We start from the raw sequence: 18,872 nt of genomic DNA on the forward strand, positions 1-18,872 counted from the left end.
GTCGGTCCCACGATCTAGATTCAGAGCCGATGAGCACCACCCTGCCCCCTCCGGTCACCACCGGCACCCCGCCCCGCGCACAGGACCCGGCGCGACGTGTCGACTGGCGTCGCCTGCGCCGACCCGCGGCCGGCTTCGCGGTCGCGGCGGTCGCGCTGTCGGCGCTCGGGCAGGCGCTGGGCACGGTGGTCGCCGGACGTCTCGCCGAGGGACCGACCAGCACCCTGGTCGCGCTCTTCGCCGCCTGTGTGGTCGGCGCCGGTCTGGTCGACACCGTCGGCCGGGTGGTGTGGGCCGGCGTCATCGACCGGGCCGAGGGCCGCCTGCGCGGCGACCTGCTCACCGCCGCGCTGCACCAGCCGCTGGCCCACCTGACCGAGCAGGCCGTCGGTGAGGTCCTCGACCGCGTCGACGACGACACCCACGAGGTCGGGACGCTGCTGCGGATGCAGATCTGGATGGCGATGCGCACCGCGTTCGCCGCGCTGCCGATGTGGGTCGTCGCCGGCGTGACCTGGTGGCCGGCGTTCGTGCTGTTCCCGTTCGTCGGAGCGGTCACGGTGCTGGTGATGCGCCGCCGGCTCGGCGAGATCGCCCGCCGCAAGGTGGTCGAGGAGGCCGCCTGGACCGACCACGCCGCGGCGCTGGAGGAGGGCATCGCCGGGCGCGACGACCTGCGTACCAGCCGCGGCCAGGCCTTCGCCGTACGACGCCTGGCGCGCCTCTCCGCAGACGTGCACGCCAAGTTCCTCCGGGTGCTCCACGTGGAGGCCGAGCTGGCGGTCCGGGTCGGGTTGCTGCTGCACGGGCTGCTGGCGGCGGTCGCGGTGGTCGGTGTGGCGCTGGTCAGCGGCGACGCGCTGGACGTGGCGGCGCTGGTCACCCTCTTCCTGGTCACCACGATGTTCGTCGGTCAGATCAACAACCTGGCCCACCAGCTCCCCGACATCCAGGCCGGTCTCGGCGCCGTGCTGCGGCTGCGCTCGCTGCTCGCGGTGGAGAACGAGCCGACCGGCGGCGACGCGGTCCCGACCGGGGAGCTCGACCTCGAGATCCGGGGCCTGGACTTCTCCTACGTCGAGGGCGGCTTCGGGCTCCAGCAGGTCGACATCACCGTCGAGGCCGGTCACACGATCGCGCTGGTGGGACGCACCGGGTCGGGCAAGTCGACCCTGGCGTCGCTGCTCTCGCGCGCCGTGGAGCCGCCGCCGGGCACGATCTTCCTCGGCGGCACCGACATCACCACCCTCGACCTGCACGAACTGCGCAGCCGGGTCGGGGTGGTCACCCAACGCACTGAGATCCTCGCCGGCACGCTGGCCGAGAACATCGCGCTCTTCGCCGACGTGCCGCGCACCGAGATCGAGTCCGCTGTCGCCGAGCTCGGCCTGACCGGCTGGGTCGAGGGTCTCCCCGAGGGGCTCAACACCCTGCTCGGCCCCGGCGGGACCACGCTCTCGGCGGGTGAGGAGCAGCTCGTCGCCTTCGCCCGGCTGCTGGTCCGCCACGTCCAGGTGGTGGTGCTCGACGAGGCCACCGCTCGGATGGACCCGGTCACCGAGGTCCGCGTGGTGCGCGCCGCCGACCGGTTGATCCGCGGCCGCACCGGCGTCCTGGTGGCGCACCGGCTGAGCACCATCGAACGCGCCGAGCTGGTCGCGCTGCTCGACCACGGGCGCGTGGTCCAGCAGGGTCCCGGGCCGAGCTGGCGCGGGTCGACGGCCCGTTCCGCCGCCTGCTCGTCGCGGCCGAGGCCTCCGACCGCGCACACGCGCAGCCGGTGGAGGAGACCTGGGGCCCGGACGGCGGCGACGCCCCGCCGGTCGCACCGCCGCAGGCACCGGCCGCCGAGATGGCGCTGGCCGAGGGCGTCGGCGCCCGGCGCCGCGTCGGTCCGCCGCCGCCGCTGCGCGAGGTCGGTGACGGGCCCACCCTGACCCGGGGGATCTGGCACGCGCTCTGGATCCGCCCGTGGTGGGGCGCCTGGTCCGTGGTGCTCTTCCTCGGCGGCAGCGTCTTCGCCCCGCTCGGCGCGATGACCGGCTACCTCTGGGGCCGGCTCGTCGAGGACCTCGCGGCCGGCGAGCCGACCACCGTGCTGACGGTGGTGCTGGTGGTGTCGCTGCTGCTCGCGCCGTTCCTGATGGCCGACGCCTTCCGGCGCTATCCGCGCTGGTGGATCGAGGTGATGCTGCGGGTGCGGATGTCGGTCCTGCTCGGCCAGATCCGGACCCGCCGGCTTCCGCGCACCCCTCCCGGCGAGGCCGTCGCCCGATCGATGGACGCCGACCGCTACGCGCGGTACGCCGACCGGTGGGTCGACGTGTTCAACGGGCTGCTGATCGCGGTGCTGACCATGATCGTCGGCGGCACCTGGCTCGCCGGCGGCATCCTGCTGGTGGTGATGCTGGCCAGCGCGCTGGCATCCTCGGTGGGGCGCCCGATCGCCGGACGCTCGGCGGCCCGCTCCTCGGCGGCCCGGGCCGGCTTCGGCCGCGCGGTGGTCTCGGCGGTCGAGTCCGCCCGCACCGTCAAGCTGGCCGGACGCACCCCGGAGGTCCGCGCCCACCTGCGCGAGGTCGACGACGGCCGGGTGGAGGCCGCCGTCTTCGAGCACCGGGTCCAGGCGTGCCTGGACGGAGTGCCGACGGTGATGGTCCAGGTCGGTGCCGTCGCCGCCTGGGCGCTGTACCTGAACGGGGTGTGGGGCCTGGCCACCGCGCTGCTCGTGGCGACCGCGGTGAGCGGCTTCGACTGGTTCGGCCGGGTCGCCGGCGCCGTGGTCACCGAGGCCCCGGGCACCCGCGCCTGGCAGCGGGCGACCTGCCGGCTGGCCGGCGGCCGCGACCTGATGCAGCTGCCCGAGGGCATCGACCTGGTCACCGGCGAGGCTCCGCCTCCGGCCACCCCCGACCGGACCCCGCTGGAGCGTCTGGAGCTGCGCGGGTTCTCCGCGGTGCACGACGACGGCACGATCGGCGTCGAGGACGTCGACCTCAGCGTCGAGCGGGGCGAGCTGGTGCTGCTGGTCGGCCAGGTCGGATCGGGCAAGTCCAGCATGCTCTCGGCGTTGGCCGGCCTGATCGCGCACCGGGGCCGGCTGGCCTGGAACGGTGCCGAGGTGACCGACCCGGAGGTCTTCCTCAAGCCCCTCCAGGTCGGCCACATCGCCCAGGTGCCGCGGGTGCTGTCGGGCACCTTCGCGGACAACGTCCAGCTCGGGTACGACCGGGCGTTCGAGGGCCCGGTCGCCGATGCGCGTCTGGCCGACGACGTGCGCGAGGCGGGCGGTCCGGACGCCGTCGTCGGCCACCGTGGGGTCCGGCTCTCCGGCGGACAGGTGCAGCGGCTGGCGCTGGCCCGAGCGCTGGCCACCGACGCCGAGCTGCTGCTCGCCGACGACGTCTCCAGCGCCCTGGACGCGGCCACGGAGGTCGAGCTCTGGTCGGCCCTGCGCGAGCGCCGGGCCACCGTCATCGGCGCCACCGCCAAGCGGGCCGCACTCAACCAGGCCGACCGGGTGGTCGTGCTGGTGGAGGGTCGGATCGCCGCGGTCGGGCCGTGGCGGGAGCTGTCCCCCAGCTGGGGCCACCTCGCAGGCTGATCCCCCGCCGAGGGGTCACCCCCGCCCCGCCGAGGGGTCACCCGGGGCCCGCCGAGGGGTCACCCGGGCCCGCCGAGGGGTCACCCGGGGCCCGCCGAGGGGTCGCCCCCGCCCCGCCGAGAGGTCTGTTGACACCCGCCCCGCCCGGCCCGATGCTGACCGGACGCCACCGCTCACGCGGTGGGTCCGGCGACGAGGAGTGGTGATGACCGACCGCAACCCGAACGCGGACGAGCCGCAGGCGGCCCGCCCGATCCCCGCACTGCGGCCCGAGGACCGGGGTCTCCCGGTCTTCGGTCGGCTCTTCGACTACGCCCGCGACCCGGTGGCGCTGATGCGGCACCAGTGGACCCACTACGGCCCGGTGTCGCCGATGAACGCGCTGAAGTCGGAGGCGGTGATGCTGCTCGGACCCGACGCCTGCGAGGAGGCGCTGCGCAACGGGGACAAGGCGTTCGCCAGCGGTCCGGCCTGGGGCCGGATCGTCGGACCGTTCTTCCACCGCGGACTGATGCTGCTCGACCTCACCGAGCACCACGACCACCGCCGGATCCTGCAGCAGGCGTTCACCCGCGACCGGCTGGAGGGGTACGCCGCCCGGCTGCACCCGGCGCTGGACCGGGGGATGGCCGGGTGGAGCGACCAGGCCGACTTCCCGTCGTACCGGCGGCTGAAGCAGCTGACCCTGGACATCGCCGCCGAGATCTTCATGGGCGGCGTGGGGCAGACCAGCGCCGCGGAGATGGATCGGGTGAACCGGGCGTTCATCGCCTGCGTGCAGGCGGCGGCCGGCGTGGTCCGCGCCGACGTGCCGTTCACCCGGTGGGGTCGGGCCTACCGCGGGCGCCGGCTGCTCGAGGAGTTCCTGCGCTCCTACCTGCCGGCGAAGCGGGCCACCCGCACCGACGACCTGTTCTCGGTGCTCTGCCACATCGAGGACGAGGACGGGCAGCGCTTCACCGACCAGGACGTGATCGACCACATGATCTTCCTGATGATGGCCGCCCACGACACGGCCACCATCACCACGACCACGATGCTGCAGTACCTCGGACAGCACCCGGAGTGGCAGGAGCGCTGCCGCGCCGAGGCGCTGGCGATGGGCCCGGAGCCGGGGTTGGCGGAGCTGGAGTCGATGACCGACCTCGACCTGGTGATGCGGGAGTCGCTGCGACTGCGGGCCCCGGTCCCGCTGCTGGTCCGCAAGACCGTGAAGGACACCGTGGTCCAGGGCCACCGGATCGCCGCCGGGACAGACGTGATGGTGGGCGTCCAGTGGTCGCACCTGATGGAGGAGTACTGGACCGACCCGCTCACCTTCGACCCCGAGCGGTTCTCGCCCGAGCGGCGCGAGGACAAGTCGCACCGCTACGCGTGGGAGCCCTTCGGCGGCGGCGTGCACAAGTGCATCGGCCTCTACTTCGGCGGCATGGAGGTCAAGGCGATCTGCCACCGGCTGCTGCGCGGGTACGAGTGGAGCGTGCCGCGCGACTACGTGCCGCCGATGGACAACCACTCGCTGCCGTTCCCCACCGACGGAGCGCCGATCGCGCTGCGCCGCCGGTCGCCCGCGCACGCGTGAGCGCGCAGGGGTAGGGCGCCGACACCGCGCCCTCACCCCGCCGGGGCGATCCCGTCCAGCCCGACCAGCAGCTGCTCCCGGGCCGGCGGCCAGAGGCGTCGTACGGCGCGGTCGCTGGCCACCGCCCGCACCATCTGCAGCCCGCGGATGGTGGCCAGGGCGGTCGCCATCACCGACCCGAACTCGGCGCGGTCGGCCAGCCCGGGGGCGACGCCGTGGGCCGCCTCGGAGAGCGTGCTCATCACCGCCTTGTCGAAGCGCACCAGGTGGCGACGGAGCTCGGGGTCGGTGCGGGCCGCCGTCCACAGCTCCAGCTGGGCGAGGGAGACCGGGCCGGAGAAGATCTCCCAGAGCCGCTGCAGGAGCACCCGATACTGCTCGACCGGCGCCTCGGCGGCATCCAGCGGCTCGGCCACCAGCTGCTCGGCGAGCTGCTCGGTCAGATGGCTCAGCCCCGCCACCACGAGCTCGGCCTTGGTGGCGAAGTAGTGCGCCTGCGCGCCGCGGGTCACCCCGGCCCGCTCGCAGACCAGCGACGTGGTCAGCCCGGCGTAGCCGTGGTCGACCAGGACCTCGATGGTGGCGTCGAGCAGGCCGCCCCGGGTGGCCGCGCGCCGCTCGGCCTGGGTACGACGCCGCGGACGCGCGCCATCGTCCCGGCCCGCGGTGCGGGTGCCGTCGGAGGGTGCGCGGTCACCGGTGGCGCTCATCGTGCGCGCAACCTACGCCAACGCTGCGACAACTTCCATGCTTGAGTGCCGATAAGTTCCGTGCCACGCTGGCCCTGCCTGTGGCGACGGTCACAACGACCTCGCCGGTGCGCGACCTCTCGGAGCGCACGGGGCGGACCGGCCGGCGTACATCCAGTGAGGGGCACATGGACTTCGACGACACTCCCGACGAGGCGGCCTGGCGCGCCGAGGTGCGCGCCTTCCTGGCCGAGCACAAGGACGAGCTCGGGGACCGCAACGGTCGCCGCGAGCTGGACCAGGAGACCTCCCGGCGCCGCCAGGCGCTGCTCTACGACGCCGGCTACGTGGGGGTCACCTGGCCGGTGGAGGCCGGTGGCCGCGGAGGCACCCCGATGCAGCAGGCGATCATCGACCAGGAGATGGCCCGTGCCGGCATCCCCGGCCTGATCAACCTGATCGGCATCGGCATGTGCGGCCCGACCGTCATCGGGCACGGCAGCGACGACCAGAAGGAGCGCTACCTCCAGCGACTGCTGCGTGCCGACGACGTGTGGTGCCAGCTGTTCAGCGAGCCGGCGTCCGGCAGCGACCTGGCGGCGCTGCGGACCAAGGCGGTCCAGGACGAGCAGGGCGACTGGCACATCAGCGGGCAGAAGGTGTGGACGACCCTCGCCCACCTCTCCGACTACGGCATCCTGCTCACCCGGACCGACCCGGACGTCGCCAAGCACCGCGGTCTGACCATGTTCGTGGTGGACATGAAGGCGCCGGGCGTGACCGTCCGTCCGCTGCGCCAGATGACCGGCGGCGCGGAGTTCAACGAGGTCTTCTTCGACGACGTGGTGATCCCGGACCGGGAGCGTCTCGGCGAGGTGGGCGACGGCTGGCGGGTCGCGCTGACCACCCTGATGAGCGAGCGGCTCACCCTCGGTGGCGGGGGCGGCGACATCGGGATGAACGTGGAGCGGGTGGCCGAGCACGTCGCCGCCCGGATCGGCGAGCTCCCGCCCGAGCGCCAGGCGCTGGTCCGCCAGGACTTCGGCCGGGCCTACGTGGCGACCCTCGGGATGCGCTACACCGGCTATCGACTGCTGACCGCGCTGAGCAAGGGCAGCCTGCCGGGGCCCGAGGCGTCGGCGGGCAAGCTCGCCGGGACCCGCGCGGCCCTCGACCTCGCCGACCTCGCCGTACGGCTCCTCGGCGACGACGCGGTGTACGGCGCCGAGCCGGACGGCGCCGGCACCTGGCAGTCGCTGCAGGCCGGCCTGCCGGGCATGGCGATCGCCGGCGGCACCAACGAGGTGCTGCGCAACATCATCGGCGAGCGGGTGCTCGGGCTGCCCCCCGAGCCGCGTGCCGATAAGGACCGGACGTTCCGCGAGCTCGCCGCCGCGGGCGCCTGAGAGGAGACGACGCATGGACTTCGACCTGAGCGCCGAGCAGCGCGATCTGGCGGCCGCCGCGGCGGACTTCCTCGCGGACGCGGCCGACCTGGCGGCTGCGCGCGCTGCCCTGGACGAGGCCGGCGCGCCGACGGTCCCGGTGCCGCCGGGACGCAAGGGCCTGGTGCAGAGCGGCTTCGCCGCGATCACCGTGCCGGAGGCGGACGGCGGGGGTGGCGGCACGCTGCTGGACCTCGCGGTCGTGGCCGAGCAGGCCGGGCGGGTGCTCGCCGGCCCCTCCCTGGTCACCTACGCCCGGGCGGCCGAGCTGCTCGTCGGCGACCACGAGCGCCTGGGCGGGCTCGTCGACGGCAGCCTGGCCGTCGCGGTGCACGACGGGGGCCCGGTGCTGGACGGCCTGGGCGCCGACCGGTTCCTGGCCCGTCGTGGCGACGACGTGGTGCTGGCCGCGGGCACGGTGACGCCACGGGAGCCGATCGACGCCACCCGCGGGCTGGCCGAGGTGGCCCTCGGGGACGCCGAGGTGGTGGCGACCGGTGCGGCGGACCGTTGGGCGCGTGCCGAGCGGATCGGGCGCGTGGTGCTCGCCGCCGAGGGGCTCGGGGCCGCCGCACGTGCGGTGGAGATCGGCGTCGCCTACACCAAGGAGCGGCATGCCTTCGGGCGGCCGATCGGGTCCTACCAGGCGGTCAAGCACGCGCTGGTCGACGCCTACGTCGAGGTCGAGCAGCTGCGCTCGCTGGTCTGGTGGGCGGCGTGGACCGCCGACGAGGACCCGGCCGCACTGCCGCTCGCGTCGGCCGCGGTGAAGGCCGCCGCGGCCTCCGCGCTGGAGCGTGCGGCGGAGACCCTGATCCAGGTCCACGGCGGGATCGGCTTCACCTGGGAGCACGACGCCCATCTCTACTGGCGCCGGGCCAAGGTCGACCGGCTGCTCCTCGGTGACGAGGTGGCCGCGCTGGACGAGGTCAGCCGGATCGCCCTCGACACCGTCGCGGGAGCGGGCCGATGACCGCCCCGGGCGCCCACAACCTGGCGGTGCTGGCCGAGGAGTCCTACCACCGGCACGGAGACTTCGAGCAGCTCTTCTTCGAGGGCCGCTGGTACACCTCGACCGAGATCCACGACCGCTCCACCCGGGCCGCCGGGGGGCTGCGGCGGCTCGGCATCGAGCCGGGTGACCGGGTGGTGGTGATCACGATGAACACCCCCGAGGTGTTCGTCAGCTATCGGGCCATCTGGCGCGCCGGCGCCGTGGTGACCCCGGTGATCTTCCTGCAGACCGAGCCCGAGCTGCGGCACATCCTGGAGGACTCCGGCGCCCGCGCCGCGATCGTCTCCCCGGAGCTGCTCGGGTTGGTCACCGCCGCGGCCGCCGGGCTGGACCTGACCCTGATCGTGGTGGGCGACGTGCCCGACGGCATCGACGCGATCTCCTACGACGCCCTGGAGGACGGCGAGCCGGTGCCGATCGAGCCGCGGGCCGACGGCGACATGGCGGCGCTGCTCTACACCGGTGGGACGACCGGGCGGGCCAAGGGCGTGATGCTCAGCCACCTCGGCCTGTGGGCGTCCGGCTCGGGGATGGCCGACCTGGCCCGTGAGATGACCGCGACCCGGAGCCTGCTTCCGCTGCCGCTGTCCCATGCCTACGGGCTGATCGTGACCATCGGCGGCCTGCACGCGGACCGCCGGATGATCTCGGTGCTGCAGCGCTGGTTCGACCCGGCCGGATGGCTCGAGCTGGTCGCCGAGCACCGCCTGGAGTCCAGCCCGGTGGTGCCCTCGATGCTGCAGATGCTGCTGGAGCAGCCCTACCGCGACTACGACCTCTCCTCGCTGGAGACCTTCGGCTCCGGCGCGGCGCCGCTGCTGCCGGCGGTGCGGGAGAAGGTGGAGCGCGAGTTCGGCGTCACCATCCTGGAGGGCTACGGCTGCACCGAGGCCAGCGCGGTGATCTCGGCGCCCTCGGTGTCGGAGAACCGTCCCGGCAGCGTCGGCAAGCCGCTGCCGCAGCACGACGTGGCCATCCTCGACCCGCTGGGCCAGCGGCTCCCGCCCGGTGAGGAGGGGAGATCTGCGTCCGTGGCGACGGGATCATGCTCGGCTACTGGAACGACCCGGAGCAGACCGCGCGGACCGTGGTCGACGGGTGGCTGCACACCGGCGACGTGGGCCGGTTCGACGAGGACGGCTACCTCTACGTGGTGGACCGGATGAAGGACCTGATCATCCGGGGCGGCTTCAACGTCTTCCCGCGCGACGTGGAGGACGCGCTGCTGGAGCACGATGCGGTCGCGGCCGCCGCCGTGGTCGGCGTACCGGATGAGAAGAGCGGCGAGGAGGTGGTCGCGGTGGTCGCCCTGCACCCGGGCGCGAGCGCCGGGGGCGAGGACCTGGTGGCCTTCGCCCAGGACCGTCTGGCCCGCTACAAGTACCCGCGCGAGGTGCGGATCGTCGAGGCGATCCCGCTGACCAGCGTCGGCAAGACCGACCGGAAGGCGGTGCGCGCCCTGGTCCGCGGCTGACGAGCGGCCGGGATCGGGCCGGATCAGGCCCGGATCGGGCCGGATCAGGCCCGGACCAGGCCCTCCTGGGCGACGCTGGCCAGCAGCCGTCCGTCGAGGGAGTAGACCTCGGCGCGGCACAGCGTGCGTCCGTGGTCGGCCCAGGGGGAGGTCATCTGCCACAGCGACCACGCCTCGGCGTCGAACGGGCCGTGGAACCACAGGGCGTGGTCGATCGTGGCCGCGCCGACCTCGCCGTACAGTCCGAGCCCGTGCGGCCGCACCGCGGGGTGCAGGATCCGCATGTCGCTGGCGAAGGTGAGGGCAGCGGCGTGCAGGATCGGGTCGTCGGGCACCTCGGCGCCGGCACGCATCCAGACCTGCGTCGCGGTGCCGGGGGCGACCCGCTCGGTGAACCAGTCGCGGCCCAGACCCACGGTGCGCAGCTCGAAGGCGTCCAACGTCGTCCCGTACGGCGACATCTCCTCGCCCGCCTCGCCCAGCCACTCGTGATCGGGGCGGGCGGTCTCGGGAGCGGGTGCGGCGGGAGCCGCGAGCTGGTGCTGCAGCCCGTCCCGCGGCGCGGCGAACGAGCAGGCCATCTCCATGATCGTCCGCCCGTGCTGCAGCACGGTGACGGTCCGGTGTGAGAACGAGCGGCCGTCCCGGTTGCGCGCGACCTCGATCCGCAGCGGGGCCGCCGGGTCGCCGGGCCGCAGGAAGTAGGCGTGCAGCGAGTGTGGCGCGCGGCCGATGTCGACGGTGCGGGCGGCGGCCACCAGCGCCTGGGCGGCCACCAGGCCGCCGAACACGTGGCCGGTGTTGCGGGAGGCCTCCGAGTGCCGGGCCCCGAACGCGTCGGACCCGAGCTCGTCGAGGCGCAGCAGGTCGACCAGCTCGGCCATCGGCGTGGTCCACGGCCGGTCGTGGTCCATCGCCCCGATGGTCTGGTCGGGGAGGTCGCCGGCGGCGGGGAGCTCGGAGGAGGTGTGCGGCACCCGGTCACCCTCGCGGTGCCCGCGGTGATCGTCAAAACCGGGTCCCGGCCGGGCCCTGCTCGCGCAGGCCCGCACCCGCCCGCACCCAGCCCCGCATGCCGCGGCCCGGACCTCGACCGGGCAGCGTTCCGCCCCGGCACACCGCAACAGCGGCGTGCCGGGGCGGACGGCGAGCGGTCCCGCGTCAGCGTCGCTTGGCGCGGACCTTGGCGGTGTCGCGGCTGGAGGTGACCGCGTTGCTGGGGGAGTAGACCGCCTTCACGGTGGTCACCCCCGGACGCGTCACCCGGGCCCGGACCACCAGCGCACCGCCGCGCAGCGGCGCCGCGGCGCGCACCGTGCGACCGGCGACCGCGACCCGCACCGTGCCCCGCGGGCTGAGCCCGGCCGCGGTGGAGACCGCGACCCGGATCCGGACCTTCGCCCCGACCTTCACGCTGTCCGGGGTGACGCTGACCTTCGTGGTCGAGCGGGCCTTGGCCACCTGGGTGGCGACGGGGACCGCCTCCGCGGAGGTCGCGACCCCTGCGGAGTCGACCACCTGGAGGTCGCTGACCTCGAAGCCGGTGCGCCCGGTGCTGCGCGCCAGGAAGGTGTAGCTGGCCAGGGTGGTGGCGCCGGCCGTGGTCGGCGAGGTGCCGAGCTCGGAGTGGGTCAGCGTGACCCGGCCCTCGCCGCGGTCCACCGTGGTGTAGCCCGAGTCCTCGGTGCCGGTGTCGACCAGCCGGACGGCGTCCGCGTCGTACCCGAGGGTGAGGGCGTAGCCGGCGTTGTCGACGGCGGCCTGCTCGACGGTGACGGTGAACCGTTCACCCGCGGTGACCTTCCGGGGGGCGTCGATCACGACCGTGCCGTCGCCGGCCTCGGCGTCCTCGTCGGCACCGGTGCCCGGGAAGGTGTCGCCGGCCAGCGGGCCGTAGAGCTCCGGCGTGGTGCGGTGGGCGGTGGCCTGCTCGTAGGCGTAGGCCATGCCGAGCAGCTCGCCCTCGGACCAGTCGCGGCCGAGCATCTCCAGGTTGACGCCGGCACCGGTGATGGTGCCGTCCTCGGCGGTGGCCTGTCCCATCGGCACGGTCACCGAGGGGAGGCCGGTGTTGGGGCTCAGCCGCAGGTTCGTGCTGTGCGTGCCGTACGGCGTGCCCGAGGGATAGAGCAGCGCGTCGAGGTCGAGGTCGTCGAGGGTGGAGGTGACCAGCTCGCCGCCGCCGTCCAGCACCGCGGTGTGGCTCTCCATCCAGCTCTCGTAGGTCTCCGGGGTGACGTTGTTGCGCGAGACGTAGGTGTTGCGGCGCGAGGTCACGAAGTGCCCGGAGGCGAGGATGTCGTCGAGCGACCGGTTCGCGGCGTCCGCGTCGAGGTGGTTGGCGATGTACTCGTCGAGGTCGTGCTTGAACTCGTTGGTGCTGCCCGAGCTCTCGCCGAGGACCGGCGCGATGCCGTCGATGCTGATCGGCTCGACCGTGGCGCCGGCGGCCCGCAGGTCGGCGACGGCCTGCTCCCACAGGCGCCGCACCGTCGCGTTGGAGCTGACCATCGACTCCAGGTAGGCGAAGTGCTTGCCCTCGAGTGCGTCGGGGGCCAGGTAGGAGGTGTAGGAGTCGGGGACGTGGCTGTCGGCCTCGGCGGTGGCCGCATCGGCCCCGTCGGTGCCGACCACGGCGTCCAGCGCGATCGCGGCGTCGGCCACGGTGCGCGCCATCGGGCCGCCGGTGTCCTGGCTCAGCGCGAGCGGCACGATCCCGTCGCGGCTGGCCAGACCCACGGTCGGCCGGACCCCGACCAGCTGGTTGTAGCTGGACGGCACCCGGATCGAGCCGCCGGTGTCGGTGCCGAAGCCGATCGCGCCGAGGTTGGCGGCGATCGCGGCACCGGTGCCGCCGCTGGAGCCGCCGGCGGTGCGTGAGGTCACGTACGGGCTCGCGACCAGCTTCGACCCGCCCACGGGGGAGCCGGCGCTGAACTCGGAGGCGAACCCGTAGGCGAACTCGTCGAGGCTGGCCTTGCCGAGGACGACCGCGCCGCCCTCGCGGAGGCCGGCGACCATGGTGGCGTCGTCCTCGGTCTGGTTGTCCTCCCAGCACCCGCAGCCGGCGGTGGTGGGCAGGTCGGCGGTGTCGTAGTTGTCCTTGAGCAGGATCGGGATGCCGTCGAGCATGCTCCGCGGCGCGCCGTGCTCGGCCCGGTAGGCGTCGCTGGCGGCGGCGGCGTCCAGGGCGACGTCGCTGGTGGCGATGATCGAGTTCAGCGCGCGGCCGCCGGGGGCGGTGTCCACCACGGTGGCGTCGTAGGCCGCGATCCGGTCCAGGTAGGCCTGGACCAGCTCCACCGAGGTGACCACGCCGGCGTTCATCGCCGCCTGCATGTCCAGGGCGGAGGCCTCGACCAGGTCGAAGGAGCCGTCGTCGTAGACGACGCGCTGGGCCATCGCGGTGACATCGGTCAGGGAGATGCTGCCGTCCTCGTCGTAGTCCGCGGCGGAGACGGCGTCCCAGCCCGCGTCCTCACTGCCGACCCGAGTGCGGCGACGAGGAGGTCGAGGTCGTCCTCGGTGATCTGGTCGTCACCGGTGAGGTCGCCCTCGGTGTAGTACGGCGTCAGCAGCCCGGCGCTGCCCGTGGCTGCCGCGTCGGCGGTCGCCGGTGCGGCCTGGGCCGCGGGGAGCGCGCCGAGGCCGGCGCTGGAGAGCCCGAGGCCGAAGACGGCCAGCAGGGCGAGGGATGACGTGCGGGGTCTGCTCACGTGCGTCCTTTCCGAAGGGGTGAGCCCCGGACGCTAGGGCCGCCGCGTTTCGGGTCGTCCCCGCGGAGTGAACGGCGTGTAAATCGTTTCAACCCTGTGTTTCGGCTACGAGCACGGGTGACACGGCTCACCGTCCGGAGCCGTCATCGCGCCGCCGCGACGGAATGCCGGTCCGGGGGACGGCGTTGAGCACAGTCGTGACCCGAGCGGACCGCACCCGATGACCGCCACCGCCGAGACCTCCGTGTCGAGGCCGGCGGTCGCCGCGCGCAACCCCGCGCTGGCGATCGTGGCGCTCGCGATCGGCGGGTTCACCATCGGCACCGCCGAGTTCATGACGATGGGCGTGCTGCCGGAGATCGCCGCCGGGGTGGACGTCTCGGTCCCCACCGCCGGGCACGTCATCTCCGCCTACGCCCTGGGCGTGGTCGTCGGCGTGCCGATCCTGGCGTTCTTCGGCGCGGGCCTGCCGCGGCGGGGTCTGCTGGTCGCGCTGATGGTCGCCTACGGCGTCTTCAACCTGCTCAGCGCCGTCGCCCAGAGCTACCACGTGCTCACCCTGGCCCGCTTCCTGGACGGCCTGCCGCACGGCGCCTACTTCGGGGTGGCCAGCCTGGTCGCGGCCAGCCTGGTCACGCCGGAGCGACGCGGGCGGGCGGTCGCCTCGGTGATGCTCGGCCTCTCCGTGGCCAACGTCGCCGGCGTCCCGGCCGCCACCTGGCTCGGTCAGCACCTGGGCTGGCGCTCGACGTACCTGACCGCTGCGGCGCTGGCCGCGGTCACCGTGCTCGCCATCCTCGCGGCGGTGCCCTCGATGCCCGGGGACCCCACCAGCAGCGGGCGCGCCGAGGCCCGCGAGTTCTTCGGGAGCCTGCAGGTGTGGCTCACCATGGCCGCCGGCGCGGTCGGGTTCGGTGGGCTCTTCGCGGTCTACTCCTACATCGCCCCCACGGTCACCGAGGTCGGTGGCCTGGACAGCTCCGCGGTGCCGTTCTTCGTCCTGGCGCTGGGGCTGGGCATGGTCGCCGGCACCTGGCTGGCCGGCGAGCTCGCCTCGTTCTCCGTGTTCCGGAGCCTGCTCGGCGGCGGGATCAGCTGCGGGCTGGTGCTGGTCGCCTACTTCTTCGTCTCCCCGGCCGGCTGGTGGCTGCTGCCCATCGCGTTCCTGGTCACCGCCACCGGCTCGGTGCTGGTGGTCAACCTGCAGCTGCGGCTGATGGACGTCGCCGGCGGCGCGGTCACCCTCGGCGCCGCGATGAACCACGCCGCACTCAACGTCGCCAACGCGCTGGGCGCCTGGGCCGGCGGCGTGGTGATCGCGGCCGGCTACGGCTACCGGGCGCCGGCGCTGGTCGGCGCCGGGCTGGCGGTGCTGGGCGTGCTGATCCTGCTGTGGTCGGCGGCCGTGCACCGTCGTACGGCGGTCGCGGCCGGCCGGCCGGTCGGCGCCACCGACTGAGCGGGTCGCCCGTCGCGCGGTCAAGCCCGTTGCGGAGGACCACCCGCCTCCTGCGACAATCGGTGGCATGTCCGCCACCACCGAGCAGCAGCCTGCGCCGCAGACGGCGCAGCCGGCCGCTCCCGGGTCGGGTGCGCGTCCGCGCGTCCTCTCCGGGATCCAGCCGACCTCCGAGTCGTTCCACCTGGGCAACTACGTCGGCGCGGTGCGGCAGTGGGTGGACCTCCAGCGGGAGTACCAGCCGTTCTTCTTCATCGCCGACCAGCACGCGATCACCGTCGAGTGGGACCCCAAGGTGCTGCGCGAGCGCACCCTGCGCGGTGCCGCGCAGCTGCTCGCCGCCGGCGTCGACCCGAAGCGCTCGGCGATCTTCGTGCAGAGTCACGTGCCCGCCCACGCGCAGCTGGCCTGGGTGCTCAACGGTCTGACCGGCTTCGGCGAGGCGCGGCGGATGACCCAGTTCAAGGACAAGTCCGCGAAGGGCGGTGAGGGCGCGGCGAGCGTCGGGCTGTTCGCCTACCCGGTCCTGATGGCCGCCGACATCCTGCTCTACCGGCCGCACTTCGTCCCGGTCGGCGAGGACCAGCGCCAGCACCTCGAGCTCACCCGGGACCTCGCGCAGCGGTTCAACAGTCGCTTCAAGAAGACCTTCCGCCTGCCCGAGCCCTACATCCTCAAGGAGACGGCGAAGCTCTACGACCTGCAGGACCCGACCCGGAAGATGTCGAAGTCCAGCTCGTCGCCCGGCGGCATCATCGAGATGCTGGAGGACCCGAAGCGGACCGCGAAGAAGATCCGCTCCGCGGTGACCGACTCCGGCGCCGAGATCCGGTTCGACCTCGAGGAGAAGCCGGGGGTGAGCAACCTGCTCACCATCGCCTCGGCACTGACCGGGCAGTCGGTCGCCCACTTCGAGGAGGCCTACGCCGGTCGGATGTACGGCGACCTCAAGAAGGAGGTCGCCGAGATCGTGGTGGACTTCGTCACCCCGTTCCGGGACCGGACGCTGGAGTACCTCGACGACCAGGCGTACCTGATGGAGGTGCTCGCCGACGGCGCCGACACCGCGGGCGCCGTCGCCGAGGCGACCCTGCGCGACGTCTACCAGCAGGTCGGCTTCGTCGCACCGCTGCGCCGGTCGGCCGCGGGCGCCTGATGCCGACGATCGGCGTCGCGATCGCCGTACCGGAGCCCTGGGCGGCCCAGCTGGAGGACTACCGGCGTGAGATCGGCGACCCGACGGCGGCCGGGGTGCCGAGCCACATCACCCTGATCCCGCCGACCGAGTGCGACGAGGACCTCACCGCGATCCAGGAGCACCTGGCCGCGGCCTGTGCCGACGCCGCTCCGTTCGGCGTGCACCTGCGCGGGACCGGCACCTTCCGGCCGATCTCGCCGGTCGTCTTCGTCAGTCTCGCCGAGGGCATCTCCCAGTGCGAGCAGCTGGCCCACGCGCTGCGTCGCGGGCCGCTCGCGGTCGAGCTCGCCTTCCCCTACCACCCCCACGTGACCGTGGCGCACCACCTCGGCGACGCCGAGCTGGACCGGGCCTTCGACGATCTCCGGGACTTCGAGTGCAGCTTCGAGGTCGCCGAGTTCCACCTGTACGTCCACGAAGGGGAAGCGGGGTGGCAGGCCCGGAGCACGTTCGCGCTCGGAGCCGGCACGGGATGACGACCACGGACAGCACACCCGACAACGCCTCGGCCAAGAAGCAGTCGAAGCTCCAGCTCCGGCTGCTGCGGGCGCGGCGCGAGCGACCCCTGCTCGACCACGTCCTGGACACCGTCGAGCACTTCAGCGCTGCCAAGGGCAGCATCCAGGCCGGCGGCATCACCTACTTCGGGTTCATCTCGTTCTTCCCGATCCTGGCCCTGGCCTTCGCGCTGGTCGGCTTCCTGGCGAAGATCTACCCCGACGCCGAGGCCGACCTGATCAGTGCGATCAACGCGGTCTTCCCGCGCCTGGTCGGCAACGACGAGGGCCAGATCTCGCTGGACACCATCCGGGACTCCGCCCCGGGCATCCTCTCCGTCGGTCTGCTGCTGGTCCTCTACTCCGGACTCGGCTGGCTCTCCAGCACCCGGACCGCGCTGCTGGTGATGTTCGAGATGCCGGAGCGGGAGCAGCCCAACTTCGTCTTCGGAAAGCTGCGGGACCTGGTCGCGCTGGTCACCCTGGGCGTGATCCTGCTGCTCAGCGTCAGCTTCTCGGGGGTGGTGCGCGGCCTCTCCGAGCAGATCCTCGAGCTGGTCGACCTCGGCGACCAGCTGAGCTGGCTGCTCGCCGTGCTGGCCGTGTTGCTCGGGCTGGTGGCGAACATGCTGCTGTTCTTCGCGCTGTTCCGGGTGCTGGCGCAGCCGGAGATCCCGGCGAAGGCGCTGTGGTCCGGCGCCCTGGTCGGTGGCGTCGCCTTCGAGATCCTCAAGCAGATCTCGCAGTGGCTGCTGGCAGCGACGGCCGACTCCCCGGCGTTCCAGGCGTTCGGGATCGCGTTGATCCTGGTGGTCTGGATCAACTACTTCGCCCGAGTGGTGCTGTACGCCGCCTCCTGGGCCTACACCTCGCCGATCGCGATCGCGGCCCGACCGGCCGCACCCGCGGTGCTCTACGGCCCGCCGTCCCCACGGTTCCGCCGGCCCGAGAAGTCCGCCGGTGAGCGCTCGTGGGTCACCCCGTTCGCCGCCGGAGGCGCCGCCATGCTCGCGCTGGTCGCCGTCGTCCGCCGACGGCGCTGAGGGCCGCACCACCGACCCCCGGTGCGCGCACGCCGCCGGGACCCGCACAAGGAAGAGCCTGATGAAGTTCGAACGCAAGCACGCCGTCCTGCTCCTGCTCGTCGCTGCCTGGAACGTGATCACGTTCGGCAACTTCGCCAAGAACCTCTACTCCGCCTACGAGTCGGGTGAGGACCGGGCCACCGGCTACTGGGTGGCCCACACGGTGCTGATCGTGGTCAACGTCGCCATCGCCGCGCTGCTCGGGTCGCTGGGCTGGAAGGCGCTGCGCAGCACCCGCAAGGCCTGACCCCCGGCCGGCACCGGCCGCGCTGGCCGGCACCGGGTCCGGCGCCCCCGAGCCGGTGTGACGACCGTCGCGTCGGCACCGGCACCGCAGAATCGGCCCGGCGTGGCCCGCCGCCTAGAATCGATCCCAGTGGCCCGGCCCCGGGCCGGTCGGCGCCGGACGCCGGCACGTCGCACTTGCGTGGGAGTCCTGACCATGAGCGTGTCCGCCACCGCGGCGTCGACACCGCTCGGCGTGCGCAGGGCGCGGGGCCTGATCGCCGGCCTGGTCGCCGCCTTCGGGGCGCTGGTCGCCCACGTCGCCGCCGGAGGCACCGTCGAGGTGGCGCCCGGCCTCGCCGTCGTCGCAGTCGCGGTGCCGCTCGGCATCGTCCTCACCCGCGCCGACGCAGTCGCTCCGGGGCGACTGCTCGCGGTCGCCGGTGCCGCCCAGCTGGTCGGCCACCTGTGCCTGCTGATGTCGCCCTCCGGCGGCGGCCACAGCCATCACGGCGGTGCCGCGGCCGGCCTGGGTGCCGCAGCACTGCCGTCGGTCCCGATGCTCGCCGGGCACGCCGCCGTCGCGCTGGTCGTGGTCGGGCTCACCGCGGGCCTGGACCGCGCGGTCCTCGACCTGCTGGCCGGCCTGCTGGTCCGCCTGCTGCCGCGGATCCCGGGTGCGGTGAGGCCACCGGGGACGACGCGGACGCTCGCCCTCGCCCGGCCCCGGGTACGACGTACCCGCGGCGTCACCGCGACCCGCAGCGCCCGAGGTCCACCGGCCCGTCCGTTCCACCTCCGCCCGGCGCCGCTCCGCGGTCCCCGGGTGTCCCACGCGTCCTGCTGACCCGGCCGTCGTCCGGCCCGGAGCACGGCGCTCCCC

17 protein-coding genes are annotated in these 18,872 nt (G+C 73.7%); 13 read left to right on the forward strand and 4 right to left on the reverse strand.

Annotation, left to right across the window (positions count from 1 at the left end; translation table 11 throughout):
• Positions 1-29: 29 nt before the first annotated feature.
• The 3 genes from FIV43_RS21805 (at position 30) to FIV43_RS01095 (ending at position 5,186) form a co-directional block, all read left to right on the forward strand.
• Positions 30-1,937 (forward strand): ABC transporter ATP-binding protein, encoded by a 1,908-nt coding sequence (locus tag FIV43_RS21805; RefSeq protein WP_231123596.1) that lies wholly within the window; start codon positions 30-32, stop codon positions 1,935-1,937.
• Positions 1,853-3,604: an ATP-binding cassette domain-containing protein gene (locus FIV43_RS21810; RefSeq protein ID WP_231123597.1), complete on the forward strand. Its 1,752-nt coding sequence runs from the start codon at positions 1,853-1,855 to the stop codon at positions 3,602-3,604. Before FIV43_RS21805 ends, FIV43_RS21810 begins: the two co-directional genes overlap by 85 nt.
• Before the next feature lie 205 nt (positions 3,605-3,809).
• Positions 3,810-5,186, forward strand: coding sequence for a cytochrome P450 (locus FIV43_RS01095; RefSeq protein ID WP_141012639.1), 1,377 nt, complete (start codon positions 3,810-3,812; stop codon positions 5,184-5,186).
• 32 nt (positions 5,187-5,218) lie between these two features.
• Here the strand turns inward: FIV43_RS01095 and FIV43_RS01100 are convergent, their stop codons facing one another.
• Positions 5,219-5,896: a TetR/AcrR family transcriptional regulator gene (locus tag FIV43_RS01100; protein WP_141012640.1), complete on the reverse strand. Its 678-nt coding sequence runs from the start codon at positions 5,894-5,896 to the stop codon at positions 5,219-5,221.
• Positions 5,897-6,063: 167 nt separating this feature from the next.
• On the opposite strand from FIV43_RS01100, the gene FIV43_RS01105 reads away from it, so the two are divergent.
• The 4 genes from FIV43_RS01105 to FIV43_RS21815 are packed head-to-tail and all read left to right on the forward strand — an operon-like array spanning position 6,064 to position 9,809.
• Positions 6,064-7,281, forward strand: coding sequence for an acyl-CoA dehydrogenase family protein (locus FIV43_RS01105; protein WP_141012641.1), 1,218 nt, complete (start codon positions 6,064-6,066; stop codon positions 7,279-7,281).
• Between the two features lie 13 nt (positions 7,282-7,294).
• Complete coding sequence (locus FIV43_RS01110; protein ID WP_141012642.1) at positions 7,295-8,293, forward strand: acyl-CoA dehydrogenase; 999 nt, start codon at positions 7,295-7,297, stop codon at positions 8,291-8,293.
• Positions 8,290-9,501 (forward strand): class I adenylate-forming enzyme family protein, encoded by a 1,212-nt coding sequence (locus FIV43_RS01115; RefSeq protein ID WP_331251039.1) that lies wholly within the window; start codon positions 8,290-8,292, stop codon positions 9,499-9,501. The genes FIV43_RS01110 and FIV43_RS01115 overlap by 4 nt, the downstream gene beginning before the upstream one ends.
• Positions 9,453-9,809, forward strand: coding sequence for a class I adenylate-forming enzyme family protein (locus FIV43_RS21815; RefSeq protein ID WP_331251040.1), 357 nt, complete (start codon positions 9,453-9,455; stop codon positions 9,807-9,809). Before FIV43_RS01115 ends, FIV43_RS21815 begins: the two co-directional genes overlap by 49 nt.
• A gap of 44 nt (positions 9,810-9,853) precedes the next feature.
• Here the strand turns inward: FIV43_RS21815 and FIV43_RS01120 are convergent, their stop codons facing one another.
• The 3 genes from FIV43_RS01120 to FIV43_RS21310 form a co-directional block, all read right to left on the reverse strand.
• The gene (locus tag FIV43_RS01120; RefSeq protein WP_141012643.1) at positions 9,854-10,786 is read right to left on the reverse strand and encodes an acyl-CoA thioesterase; all 933 of its coding nucleotides are present in this window, start codon (positions 10,784-10,786) and stop codon (positions 9,854-9,856) included.
• Between the two features lie 184 nt (positions 10,787-10,970).
• A complete protein-coding gene (locus FIV43_RS21305; RefSeq protein WP_196780934.1) occupies positions 10,971-13,211 on the reverse strand; it encodes an amidase family protein in 2,241 nt (746 codons plus the stop codon).
• Positions 13,212-13,225: 14 nt separating this feature from the next.
• Complete coding sequence (locus FIV43_RS21310; protein WP_196780935.1) at positions 13,226-13,525, reverse strand: hypothetical protein; 300 nt, start codon at positions 13,523-13,525, stop codon at positions 13,226-13,228.
• A 220-nt stretch (positions 13,526-13,745) separates the two neighbouring features.
• On the opposite strand from FIV43_RS21310, the gene FIV43_RS01130 reads away from it, so the two are divergent.
• The 6 genes from FIV43_RS01130 (at position 13,746) to FIV43_RS01155 (ending at position 18,836) form a co-directional block, all read left to right on the forward strand.
• Positions 13,746-14,984 carry an MFS transporter gene (locus tag FIV43_RS01130; RefSeq protein WP_141012644.1) on the forward strand — a complete coding sequence of 413 codons (1,239 nt, stop codon included), beginning with the start codon at positions 13,746-13,748 and terminating at the stop codon, positions 14,982-14,984.
• 67 nt (positions 14,985-15,051) lie between these two features.
• Positions 15,052-16,140: a tryptophan--tRNA ligase gene (gene trpS / locus FIV43_RS01135; RefSeq protein ID WP_141012645.1), complete on the forward strand. Its 1,089-nt coding sequence runs from the start codon at positions 15,052-15,054 to the stop codon at positions 16,138-16,140.
• Positions 16,140-16,658, forward strand: a complete 519-nt coding sequence (locus FIV43_RS01140; protein ID WP_141012646.1) for a 2'-5' RNA ligase family protein — start codon at positions 16,140-16,142, stop codon at positions 16,656-16,658. The genes trpS and FIV43_RS01140 overlap by 1 nt, the downstream gene beginning before the upstream one ends.
• The gene (locus FIV43_RS01145; protein ID WP_141012647.1) at positions 16,655-17,722 is read left to right on the forward strand and encodes a YihY/virulence factor BrkB family protein; all 1,068 of its coding nucleotides are present in this window, start codon (positions 16,655-16,657) and stop codon (positions 17,720-17,722) included. Before FIV43_RS01140 ends, FIV43_RS01145 begins: the two co-directional genes overlap by 4 nt.
• 61 nt (positions 17,723-17,783) lie before the next feature.
• Positions 17,784-18,011: an SCO4848 family membrane protein gene (locus FIV43_RS01150; protein WP_141012648.1), complete on the forward strand. Its 228-nt coding sequence runs from the start codon at positions 17,784-17,786 to the stop codon at positions 18,009-18,011.
• Between the two features lie 195 nt (positions 18,012-18,206).
• Entirely contained in the window at positions 18,207-18,836 is a 630-nt protein-coding gene (locus tag FIV43_RS01155) for a hypothetical protein (RefSeq protein WP_141012649.1), read from the forward strand.
• Positions 18,837-18,872 lie beyond the last annotated feature (36 nt).

Source organism: Nocardioides sambongensis (genome assembly GCF_006494815.1).
Taxonomy (GTDB): domain Bacteria; phylum Actinomycetota; class Actinomycetes; order Propionibacteriales; family Nocardioidaceae; genus Nocardioides; species Nocardioides sambongensis.

Bases quoted from the DNA above. Each gene is read 5' to 3' on its own strand.
- FIV43_RS01145 (WP_141012647.1), top strand. From the start codon at position 16,655: ATGACGACCACGGACAGCACACCCGACAACGCCTCGGCCAAGAAGCAG.
- FIV43_RS01095 (WP_141012639.1), top strand. From the start codon at position 3,810: ATGACCGACCGCAACCCGAACGCGGACGAGCCGCAGGCGGCCCGCCCG.
- FIV43_RS01130 (WP_141012644.1), top strand. From the start codon at position 13,746: ATGACCGCCACCGCCGAGACCTCCGTGTCGAGGCCGGCGGTCGCCGCG.
- FIV43_RS01110 (WP_141012642.1), top strand. From the start codon at position 7,295: ATGGACTTCGACCTGAGCGCCGAGCAGCGCGATCTGGCGGCCGCCGCG.
- FIV43_RS01100 (WP_141012640.1), bottom strand. From the start codon at position 5,896: ATGAGCGCCACCGGTGACCGCGCACCCTCCGACGGCACCCGCACCGCG.
- FIV43_RS21805 (WP_231123596.1), top strand. From the start codon at position 30: ATGAGCACCACCCTGCCCCCTCCGGTCACCACCGGCACCCCGCCCCGC.
- FIV43_RS01155 (WP_141012649.1), top strand. From the start codon at position 18,207: ATGAGCGTGTCCGCCACCGCGGCGTCGACACCGCTCGGCGTGCGCAGG.
- FIV43_RS01115 (WP_331251039.1), top strand. From the start codon at position 8,290: ATGACCGCCCCGGGCGCCCACAACCTGGCGGTGCTGGCCGAGGAGTCC.
- FIV43_RS01150 (WP_141012648.1), top strand. From the start codon at position 17,784: ATGAAGTTCGAACGCAAGCACGCCGTCCTGCTCCTGCTCGTCGCTGCC.
- FIV43_RS21810 (WP_231123597.1), top strand. From the start codon at position 1,853: ATGGCGCTGGCCGAGGGCGTCGGCGCCCGGCGCCGCGTCGGTCCGCCG.
- trpS (WP_141012645.1), top strand. From the start codon at position 15,052: ATGTCCGCCACCACCGAGCAGCAGCCTGCGCCGCAGACGGCGCAGCCG.
- FIV43_RS21305 (WP_196780934.1), bottom strand. From the start codon at position 13,211: ATGGCCCAGCGCGTCGTCTACGACGACGGCTCCTTCGACCTGGTCGAG.
- FIV43_RS01105 (WP_141012641.1), top strand. From the start codon at position 6,064: ATGGACTTCGACGACACTCCCGACGAGGCGGCCTGGCGCGCCGAGGTG.
- FIV43_RS01140 (WP_141012646.1), top strand. From the start codon at position 16,140: ATGCCGACGATCGGCGTCGCGATCGCCGTACCGGAGCCCTGGGCGGCC.